The organism is Streptomyces sparsus (assembly GCF_054776295.1).
In genome coordinates this window covers 1-1,174 of the sequence record NZ_BAAHCA010001235.1, presented here as the reverse complement: position 1 = coordinate 1,174, position 1,174 = coordinate 1, and the positions used below count along the sequence as shown (strand labels likewise).

Sequence of the window (1,174 nt, the reverse complement as noted above, 5' to 3'; positions counted from 1 at the left end):
TTGGCGCCGCGGACCTCGCAGGTGAGGGCGGCGACACGGACCCCGAAGCCCAGTGCCTCGCGCAGCCGGTCCGCGTCGAGTCCGTCGATCCGTCCGCCGAGCGCGCCGTCGCGGTGCAGGGCGTGCAGGAAGCCCGCCATGAAGGCGTCCCCCGCGCCGACGGTGTCCACCACCCGGGTCGGCGGGGCCGCGAGGCGGAACCGCTGCCCGGCCAGGGACGCGAACACGCCGCCGGCGCCCAGGGTGACCACGACCAGGGGGGTGCCGTCGGCGTGGAAGGTGTCGGCGGCCTGCTCGGGTGACGCGCCCGGCTCCAGGTGGGCCAGGTCGTCGTCGGACAGCCGCAGGATGTCCGCGGTGGCGCACCAGCGCGGCAGCCGTCGCCGGTACTCGGCCGGTTCCACCAGGAGCGGGCGCACGTTGGGGTCGAGGGAGACGGTGGCCCGCTCGCGGACGGACCGCAGCAGGTCCTCGACCGCCGCACCGCCGGGTGCCCGCACCAGCGCCAGCGACCCGGTGTGCAGGCAGGACATCGGCGCGGCGGTGGCCGCGGCCAGTTCCGCACCGGTCCACTGCCAGTCGGCGGTGCCTTCGGCGTGGAAGGAGTAGTCGGCGCGTCCCTGGTCGTCCAGGTCGGCCACCGCCAGCGTGCTGGACTCCGCGGCGGTGACGGCCGCGCCGAGATCCACCCCGGAGGCGTCGAGGTGCGCGCGGAAGAGGCGACCGAAGACGTCTTCCGACAACCGGCCGAGGAAACGGGTCGGCGTGCCCAGCCTGGCCAGGGCCACGGCGGTGTTGGCCGGGCCGCCGCCGGGCAGCACCTCCAGCCCGAGGCCGGCTCCGGGCGCGTCGGCGCTGCCGGGCACCACGAAGGCGTCGGCCACACACTCACCGAGCACGGCGACGTTCGCGTGGGGGTCGGGGTGGCGGTTCGCGGTCATCGCGGGCCCTTTCGCTGGAACCGGCTGCGCGCCGGGTGGGTTTCGCCGGGTGCGGCCCGCCGGGCACGGGACGCCCGGGCGGTCGGATACGCGAGTCCAGCATCCCCCGCCCGCCTATGTCAACGTTGACATAGGCAAGTGTCGAGCCGGCCGATCGACCGCGGAGGCGTGCGGCGACACGAGGAGCCCCGGCCGGGTGCCACCGCCCGGCGGACCGGACCGACGCGGCGGAC

Annotated in this window: 1 protein-coding gene; it reads right to left on the bottom strand. The window is 76.3% G+C overall.

The features are described from left to right. On the bottom strand, positions 1-941 hold a 941-nt coding region (locus tag ACYVE9_RS27605), incomplete at its 3' end, for a carbohydrate kinase family protein (protein ID WP_461030620.1). Between the last annotated feature and the right edge of the window lie 233 nt (positions 942-1,174).